Consider the following 7,640-nt stretch of genomic DNA (forward strand, 5'->3'; position numbering starts at 1 on the left):
CATAGTGTTTCGGTGGTTATAGCGTGAGGGAAACGCCCGGTTACATTCCGAACCCGGAAGCTAAGCCTCACAGCGCCGATGGTACTGCAGGGGGGACCCTGTGGGAGAGTAGGACGCCGCCGAACAAATTTTGGAGAAGGCCTCCACCGTTAAATCGGTGGGGGCCTTTTCTGCGTTCCGGATACGGTGTGGCGCATGAACTACGTCATCCGATCCATACGCGCCGATGAGTGGCCGGCCGCCAAGGCGCTGCGGCTGCTCGCGCTTCAGGACCCGATCGCGCACCTCGCCTTCCTCCAGACCTACGAGGACGCCGTCCGGGAGCCGGATTCCTTCTGGCAGCAGCGGACCGAGCGTGCCTCGGAGGGCGCGAGCGAGGCTCAGCAGATCGTCGCCGAGGGGCCGGACGGCGAGTGGGTCGGCACCGTGACCGTGCTGGTCGAGGAGGCGGGCTCGAAGGACTGGGCGGGCTTTCCGGTCGAGCGGAAGCAGGCGCACCTGGTCGCCGTGTTCGTACGGGACGACTTCCGTGGGATCGGGCTCACCGAGGTGCTCTTCGACGCCGGACTGGAGTGGGCGTGGGGCGCCGGGGTCGAGCGGATACGGCTGCTCGTGCACCCGGACAACGGGCGGGCGCAGCGGTTCTACCGCAGGATCGGGTTCGTGCCGAGCGGGATCGTCGTGCCGTTGGAGCCGGCTTCCGAGGAGTCCGAGCTGGAGTTCGTCCTCGAACGTGACTGAACTAGGTCGGGAGTTCCTGGTGCGGCCAGCGGGAGCGGGCTTGTTCCCGGGACCGGAGCAGGGCCAGGGCGGGAAGCCCCCGGTCCGCTCCGGTGGCCAGCAGCTCCGGCAGCTGGGGAAGCGGAGCCACGGCGGCGACGTCGTCCAGGACGAGCGTCAGTGGTGGGTCGAGGCGACCGGAGGATGACCGTTCGGCCATGCGCCGGCCACGCTCGACCACGCTGGAGACGAGGGCCGTCAGGAGGGGCATCGCACCAGGGTGCGTCCTGGGGTCCTCGATGGATTCACCGACCACATAAAGCGTGCCCCCTTCGTCGACGAAGGAATCCAGGGCGAGCGCATCGCTTCGGTTCGGGGCGCAGGCCTCGCGGATGTTGACCGTGGACAGCGCGGAGAGCGCACGGCTGGTCAGCTCCTGGGCGATGTCACGGCGTTCGGGGTACGAGGTGAGGGCGCCCTCCAGCTCGCCCGCGGCGCCGGGGGCCGCCTTGGGGTTCGTACGGAGGATGCGTACCGCGTCCTGGATCTGGGTGCCCTGGGACCAGCGGTGGACATGGCGAACGGTGCGGCCGTCGATGGCGGCGGCGTGCAGATAACTGCGCAGGAGCGTTTCGGCGGTGTCGTTGACGGCTTGGTCGATCTTGGCGGCGGGCCGGACGGGGGCTAGCAGGGCCGCGGCCCTGTGCACCGCGGTCTGCTTGTCCTCGCAGCCGGTGGTCGGCGACCAGTGCAGGCGGGCCGGGGTGTCGCACAGATGCGTGGGGTCGTAGAGGTGGACGGGGCCCAGTTTGGCGCGGGCGTCCTTGGTGTCGTGCCAGAGGACGGGATCCGAGGTGACGACGAGGGCCGCGCCCTCCGCGTCGCGCACGGCCCGGGCCGCGGCGGCGCGACGGGCTTCGGGAGCGGCGTAGACGACCGTGCCCTCCGGGCGGGACGGATCCCACCCGACGGTGCGTTCCACGGGGAAGAGGGCGGTGGAGGGCTCCTGGAGCTGGGCCGTCGGTACGGGCGACGGTACGGACGACAGTGTGGGCGCGGTCTGTAGCGTCCCCTCCGCCGACGCGGGTTCGCTCGTCGGCGTGGGTACCGGTCCGCTCGTACCCGTGGGCGACGGTGGTCGGTGGCTGGGGCCGGGCGTCGGTGACGGGCTTCTCTGCACCGGCACCTCGTGGTGGTCCGGGGTGTCCGTGGCCGCCGCGCGTCTTCCGGCCCGGCCCGCTCTCCAGCGGGCCAGCGTCCCCATCACGAACACGGTCAGCACGAACAGGACCATCAACTGGCCGATGAACAGGCCCCAGAACAGGCCGTACCCGGAGAGCTCCCCCGGAGGGGCGTCCGGCCAGGCGCCGGGCATGTCGTGCGGCTGGGCGATCAGCCGGCGCATGGCCACGGGGGTACGGGTGAAGGTGACGCCGGAGGGCCACGCGCCGTGTGAGAACAGTCCGGCGAGACCCGTGGCCGTCCACACCAGCAGGGTCATGCCGAGCAGGAAAGCGAGTATGCCTACCAGCAGGCCGTCGGGGATGCCGCCCGCGCCGGGGCGGCGTTCGTCCGGTCTCATGCCAGGGACACCCCTTCTATGCCACCGTCGACTCGGACGAGCCGTCCAGATCGCCCAGATGATGTTCCATGAAGGCCGCCGCCCTCTCCTCCGCCTCCAGTTCGGCGGCGCGCAGCACGTCGTCGTCCGGGACCAGGTCGCTGGACGACTCGGTCATCGCGCGGTCGGTGAAGACCAGCGGGCGTTCCGTCTCGGTGACCAGGTGTTTGACCACCTGGACATTGCCGTTGACGTCCCAGACGGCGATGCCGGGGGTGAGGGTGGGGATGATCTCGACGGCCCAGCGCGGCAGGCCGAGCACCCGGCCGGTGGCCCGGGCCTCGTCGGCCTTCTGCGCGTAGATCGTCCTGGTCGAGGCCATCTTGAGGATGGCCGCAGCCTCCTTCGCGGCCGCTCCGTCCACCACGTCGGAGAGATGGTGGACGACCGCGACGAAGGACAGGCCGAGTCGGCGCCCGAACTTCAGCAGCCGCTGGAACAGCTGGGCCACGAAGGGGCTGTTGATGATGTGCCAGGCCTCCTCGACCAGGAAGATGCGCTTCTTGCGGTCGGGACGGATCCAGGTGTGCTCCAGCCAGACGCCGACGATCGCCATCAGGATCGGCATCGCGATGGAGTTGCGGTCGATGTGGGAGAGGTCGAAGACGATCAGCGGGGCGTCCAGGTCGATGCCCACGGTGGTCGGGCCGTCGAACATGCCACGCAGGTCGCCGTCGACCAGGCGGTCCAGGACCAGGGCCACGTCCAGGCCCCAGGCCCGTACGTCGTCTATGGCGACGTTCATCGCCTCGGCCGACTCCGGTTCGGGGTGGCGCAGTTGTTCCACGATGTCGGTCAGGACCGGCTGGCGGTCGAGGATCGTCTCGTTGACGTAGGAGTGGGCGACCTTGAGGGCGAAGCCGGAGCGTTCGTCCAGGCCGTGGCCCATGGCGACCTCGATGATGGTGCGCAGCAGTGCCAGTTGGCCCGTGGTGGTGATCGAGGGGTCGAGCGGGTTGAGGCGGATGCCGTGGTCCAGGGCGGCCATCGGGTCCAGACGGATGGGGGTTATTCCCAGCTGCTGGGCGATGAGGTTCCATTCGCCCACGCCGTCCTCGCCCTGCGCGTCCAGGACGACGACCTGCCGGTCGCGGAAGCGCAGTTGGCGTAGGACGTACGTCTTCTCCAGGGCCGACTTGCCGTTGCCGGACTCGCCGAGGACGAGCCAGTGCGGGGCCGGCAGCTGCTGGCCGTAGAGCTGGAAGGGGTCGTAGATGTAGCCCTTCCCGGAGTAGACCTCGCGGCCGATGATGACGCCGGAGTCACCGAGGCCGGGGGCGGCGGTGGGCAGGTAGACCGCCTGGGCCTGGCCCGTCGAGGTGCGCACCGGGAGCCGGGTCGTCTCCACCTTTCCGAAGAGGAAGGAGGTGAAGGCGTCGGTGAGGACGGACAGCGGATCCCGCATCAGGTCCTACCTCCGAATGCCGGTGGCGAAAGGAAGGGTGTTCACGAAGGCGCGGTGGTGCTCGCGGTCGCACCACTCCAGTTTCAGATACGACTTTCCGGCCGAGGCCCTTATCGTGCGCTTGTCGCGGGCCAGTGCTTCGGGATTGCGTGAGGAGACGGTGATGTAGCCGACCAGGTTGACGCCGGCCGCGCCGCTGGCGAGGTCCTCTCCGCGCTGGTCGAGGCGGCCGTGGGCGGCCACGTCACGCGGGTCGACGGTGCGGTTCATCTTGGCGGCGCGGGAGGCCTCCGCCTCGTCGTTCGTCTTCTCCGTCAGCATGCGTTCGATGGCGACCTCGGTGGGTTCGAGGTCCATCGTGACGGCGACCGTGCGGATGACGTCCGGGGTGTGCACCAGGAGCGGGGCCAGGAAGTTGACGCCGACCGGGGTCATCGGCCACTCCTTGACCCAGGCGGTGGCGTGGCACCAGGGGGCGCGGGTGGAGGACTCGCGGGTCTTCGCCTGGAGGTACTGGGGCTCCATGGCGTCCAGTTCGGCCGGCCAGGCGTTGCGCTTGGTCATCGCCTGGATGTGGTCGATCGGGTGGTCCGGGTCGTACATGGAGTGGATCAGGGACGCGAGACGGCCCTGACCCAGCGGCTGGCGGACCCGGATGTCCGCTTCCTGGAGGCGGGAGCAGATGTCGGTGAGCTCGCGGGCCATGACGACGGCGAGTCCGGCGTCCCGGTCCAGCTTGCGGCCGGCCGCGGGGCGGGCGGCGCGCGCCATGGCCTGTGCCTCGGCCGCCAGTTCACGGGTGAAGTGCATACACGCGACGAGGTAGGCGCGGTGCTGCTCGCTGCTGGTGGACACCATCGACTGGAGTTGGTCGTACGACTGTGCCAGCCATCCCGGTACCTTCTCGTCGCCGCGTACGGCCACGTCCTTGGCGTGGGCGTCGGGGTCGGCGGGGAGGGTGCGGGCGAGCATCTGGAGGCGGGTGACGAAGCCGTCGCCGTTCGCCACGTGCTTCAGGAGGGTGCCGAAGCGGTCGACGAGGGCTTCCTGGTCCTCGCTGTCGCGCAGGCCGACGCCGGGTCCCTCGATCTCGATCGCCGCGGTGACCGTACGGCGGTCGGCGTGCAGGAGCACGGCGATCTCGTCGGGGCCGAAGGGCGCGGCCAGCCAGCTGATGCGGCCGATGCCGGGCGGCGGGCCGATCTCGATCTCCCGCCCGTCGGCGCGGGTGCCCGCCTCCATGACGGCGGAGCGGTAGGCGGTGCCCCGGCGCAGGGTCCGCTTGTAACTGCGGTTCACCTCGAACCACTTGTAGAAGGTGCGCTGTTTGTACGGCACGTAGACCGCGGCCAGCGCGAGCATGGGGAACCCGGACAGCAGCACGATGCGCAGGGGCAGCAGGGGGACGAGGAGCCCGCACATCATGCCGAGGAACGCGCCGACGACGATGAGCGCGATCTCGCCGGACTCGCGGTTGCGGCCGATGATCGCGTTCGGCCGGGCGCGGCCGATCAGATATGAACGGCGGGGCGTGATCGGATGGGACAGGTGGGTATCGGTCGTCAACGCCCTTCACCTCCCGTGCGGTTGTTCCGTGTGTTGCCGGCGTGCGGGGTGTTGATCGCGCTGGGTGCGCGGGGCGCGGGTGCGGGGACGGATCCGCCCGGGGCGCGGGAGCCGTGCGCCGCCACTCCGCCCGAGACGGGGTTGGCCGGGCGGGGGCCGGTGGAACCGGACTGGCCGCCGCCGTTGTTGTCGGCTCGGGTGCTGTGCGTCTTGATGCCCTGGGCGACCAGGGTCGCCGGGGAGCTGATGACGGCGGCGGCCTTGCCCTCGGCGCCCTGCATGATCCGGTTGTTGCGGGAGTTGGCGATCTCGTCGCCGAAGCCGGGGACGAAGCGGTAGATCATCGCGCTGGCGAAGATGGCGAGCAGGATGATCGCGAGTCCGGAGACCACGGCGGAGAAGGCGCCCGGGCCGTCGTCGGTGGAGAGGGCGCCGGCCAGGCCGAGCACGATGACGATGACCGGTTTGACCAGGATCACGGCGATCATGATTCCGGCCCAGCGGCGCACATGGCCCCACAGGTTCTTGTCGACCATGCCGGCGTAGACGACGGTGCCGAGCAGGGCGCCGACGTAGAGGAGCGCGGCCCGGATGACCAGCTCCAGCCACAGGACGCCGGCGGCGAGGATGGAGACCAGCGACACCACGATCAGCATGATCGGGCCGCCGCCGATGTTGTCGCCCTTGGCGAGGGCGCCGGAGAAGTTGCCGAAGAACGTGTCGGTCTGGTTCCCGGTGGTCTTCGCCAGGACGTCGGTGATGCCGTCGGTCGCGGAGACGACCGTGTAGAGGATCAGCGGGGTGAAGGCGGAGGCCAGCACGGTGAGCCAGAGGAAGCCGACGGCCTCCCCGATGGCGGTGGTCAGCGGGACCCCGCGGACCGCCCGCTTGGCGACGGCCAGCAGCCACAGCAGGAGCGTCAGCACGGTCGAGGCGGCGAAGACGACCGCGTACTGCTGGAGGAACTTGGGGTTGGTGAAGTCGACGTTCGCGGTGTCCTGCACGGCCTCGCTGAGCTTGTCGACGGTCCAGGACGCGGCGTCGGCGCAGCCCTTGGCGAGGGAGGAGAGGGGGTCGAGGGTGTCGGTGGTGCTGGGGGTGGTGCCGGAGGGGGCGTTGCCGCGTTCGCAGTACTTCTTGGCCTCGCCGACGATGAGGTCGCAGTCGCTGTTCCCGGACGGCGAGGGGGACGCCGAGGGCGAGGGCGACGGGCTGGGTGTGGGCGCGGCGACGGCGCGCGTCGCCAGCAGCACGGCCGACGTCTGTACGGCGGTGACGACTGTGGCGAGCCTGAGCACGCGGTGCGGGTTACCGGGCATACGTGAACCCTCCGTACTCCTCGATGGCCTTGCTGATCTCGTCGGAGCCGGCGGCCCGGTCGTCGCCCGGGACGGGGGCGGGGCCGTCCTGCTGGGAGTCAGCAGTGATCTTCCAGTCGTCGCTCGACCATTGCAGTTCGAACGTCCAGGTCTTCCAGGTGGAGGTGACGGGGTCGGTCGAGGTGTCGCCCGACATCCCGATGAGTCCCAGGTACCAGACCGAGACCTTGGCGGTGGTGTCGGCGTACGACCGGACCGTCGTGCCCACCGGGACCACCCGGGAGACGAACGTGCTGCCCTCCGGTGCCTTGCCCTCGGCGTCGAGCCCGAGCTTGCCCAGGAAGTCGGCGGAGTAGGCCCGGTCCATCGGGGTCCGCAGGCGGGTGGCGGCCGCGGGCGTGTAGAGGGCGTCGAGGAGCGCGTGTCGGCTGTCCTGCTGGAACATGCCGGTCGAGCCGAGCGCGACCGCGTAGTTCGCGGCGGCCGACTGCGCGCCCTGCGAGGTGTCGGCGAACCCGCTCGGGATCCCGTCCGTCTTCGTCTCCACCGGTTTTGTCCCGCTGGCCGCGGTGGTCGACGTCTTCGGCTTGTTTTCGCCAGCGCCCGTGGATCTGGTGCCGTCCGCGGATGCGGAATCGTCTCCTCCACGGTTGGCGAAGGCGATCGCCGCGATGAGCAGGACGACCACGCCGACCACCGTGACCAGGCTCCGCGTGGACGAGCGGCCGCCGCGTCGGGCGCCCCCGTAGGGGTCGCCGTCGGGCAGGCGGGTGCGGGTCTGGCCGGTGCCGCCGTAGCCGTCGCCGGCACCGCCGCGTGCGGTGTCGCCGTAGCTCTGATCGTCCCCGAGGCTCATCTCGCGTACGCCCCCTCGACCTCGTACCGAAAAGCGTAGAAGTACGACGGTAGCCGTGCTGGTTCCCGCGCGGGCGCGGTGTGGTGACTCGACATCAGGGAAACGCAACCTCAGCCGGTGGGCACGACGGGCGGGTGGGGAGAGGAGTGGAAC

6 protein-coding genes and 1 rRNA gene are annotated in these 7,640 nt (G+C 70.1%); 2 read left to right on the plus strand and 5 right to left on the minus strand.

Translation table 11 applies throughout. The annotated features are described in order from the left end of the window. Nucleotides 1-8: 8 nt before the first annotated feature. Nucleotides 9-125 (plus strand): 5S ribosomal RNA (rrf, locus tag FNH09_RS42805). A 70-nt stretch (nucleotides 126-195) separates the two neighbouring features. Next, the gene (locus tag FNH09_RS42810) at nucleotides 196-741 is read left to right on the plus strand and encodes a GNAT family N-acetyltransferase (protein WP_152895272.1); all 546 of its coding nucleotides are present in this window, start codon (nucleotides 196-198) and stop codon (nucleotides 739-741) included. A gap of 1 nt (nucleotide 742) precedes the next feature. Here FNH09_RS42810 and FNH09_RS42815 read toward each other — a convergent pair whose 3' ends face one another. From FNH09_RS42815 to FNH09_RS42835, 5 genes are read right to left on the minus strand one after another with little or no spacing between them, the layout of a single operon-like run. Further along, nucleotides 743-2,302, minus strand: a complete 1,560-nt coding sequence (locus tag FNH09_RS42815) for a type IV secretory system conjugative DNA transfer family protein (protein ID WP_152895273.1) — start codon at nucleotides 2,300-2,302, stop codon at nucleotides 743-745. A 16-nt stretch (nucleotides 2,303-2,318) separates the two neighbouring features. After that, nucleotides 2,319-3,746 (minus strand): ATP-binding protein, encoded by a 1,428-nt coding sequence (locus FNH09_RS42820; RefSeq protein WP_152895274.1) that lies wholly within the window; start codon nucleotides 3,744-3,746, stop codon nucleotides 2,319-2,321. A 6-nt stretch (nucleotides 3,747-3,752) separates the two neighbouring features. Continuing rightward, entirely contained in the window at nucleotides 3,753-5,312 is a 1,560-nt protein-coding gene (locus tag FNH09_RS42825; protein ID WP_152895275.1) for an SCO6880 family protein, read from the minus strand. Then, a complete protein-coding gene (locus FNH09_RS42830; protein WP_152895276.1) occupies nucleotides 5,309-6,631 on the minus strand; it encodes a hypothetical protein in 1,323 nt (440 codons plus the stop codon). Before FNH09_RS42830 ends, FNH09_RS42825 begins: the two co-directional genes overlap by 4 nt. Then, entirely contained in the window at nucleotides 6,621-7,487 is an 867-nt protein-coding gene (locus tag FNH09_RS42835; RefSeq protein ID WP_152895277.1) for a DUF8175 domain-containg protein, read from the minus strand. Before FNH09_RS42835 ends, FNH09_RS42830 begins: the two co-directional genes overlap by 11 nt. Nucleotides 7,488-7,640 lie beyond the last annotated feature (153 nt).

Origin of the sequence: Streptomyces adustus (genome assembly GCF_009377175.1) — a bacterium.
In the GTDB taxonomy this organism is placed as follows: Bacteria; Actinomycetota; Actinomycetes; order Streptomycetales; family Streptomycetaceae; genus Streptomyces; species Streptomyces adustus.

Excerpts from the sequence above, each read along its gene's own strand:
- FNH09_RS42815 (WP_152895273.1), bottom strand. The coding sequence starts at position 2,302 with ATGAGACCGGACGAACGCCGCCCCGGCGCGGGCGGCATCCCCGACGGC.
- FNH09_RS42820 (WP_152895274.1), bottom strand. The coding sequence starts at position 3,746 with ATGCGGGATCCGCTGTCCGTCCTCACCGACGCCTTCACCTCCTTCCTC.
- FNH09_RS42810 (WP_152895272.1), top strand. The coding sequence starts at position 196 with ATGAACTACGTCATCCGATCCATACGCGCCGATGAGTGGCCGGCCGCC.
- FNH09_RS42830 (WP_152895276.1), bottom strand. The coding sequence starts at position 6,631 with ATGCCCGGTAACCCGCACCGCGTGCTCAGGCTCGCCACAGTCGTCACC.
- FNH09_RS42835 (WP_152895277.1), bottom strand. The coding sequence starts at position 7,487 with ATGAGCCTCGGGGACGATCAGAGCTACGGCGACACCGCACGCGGCGGT.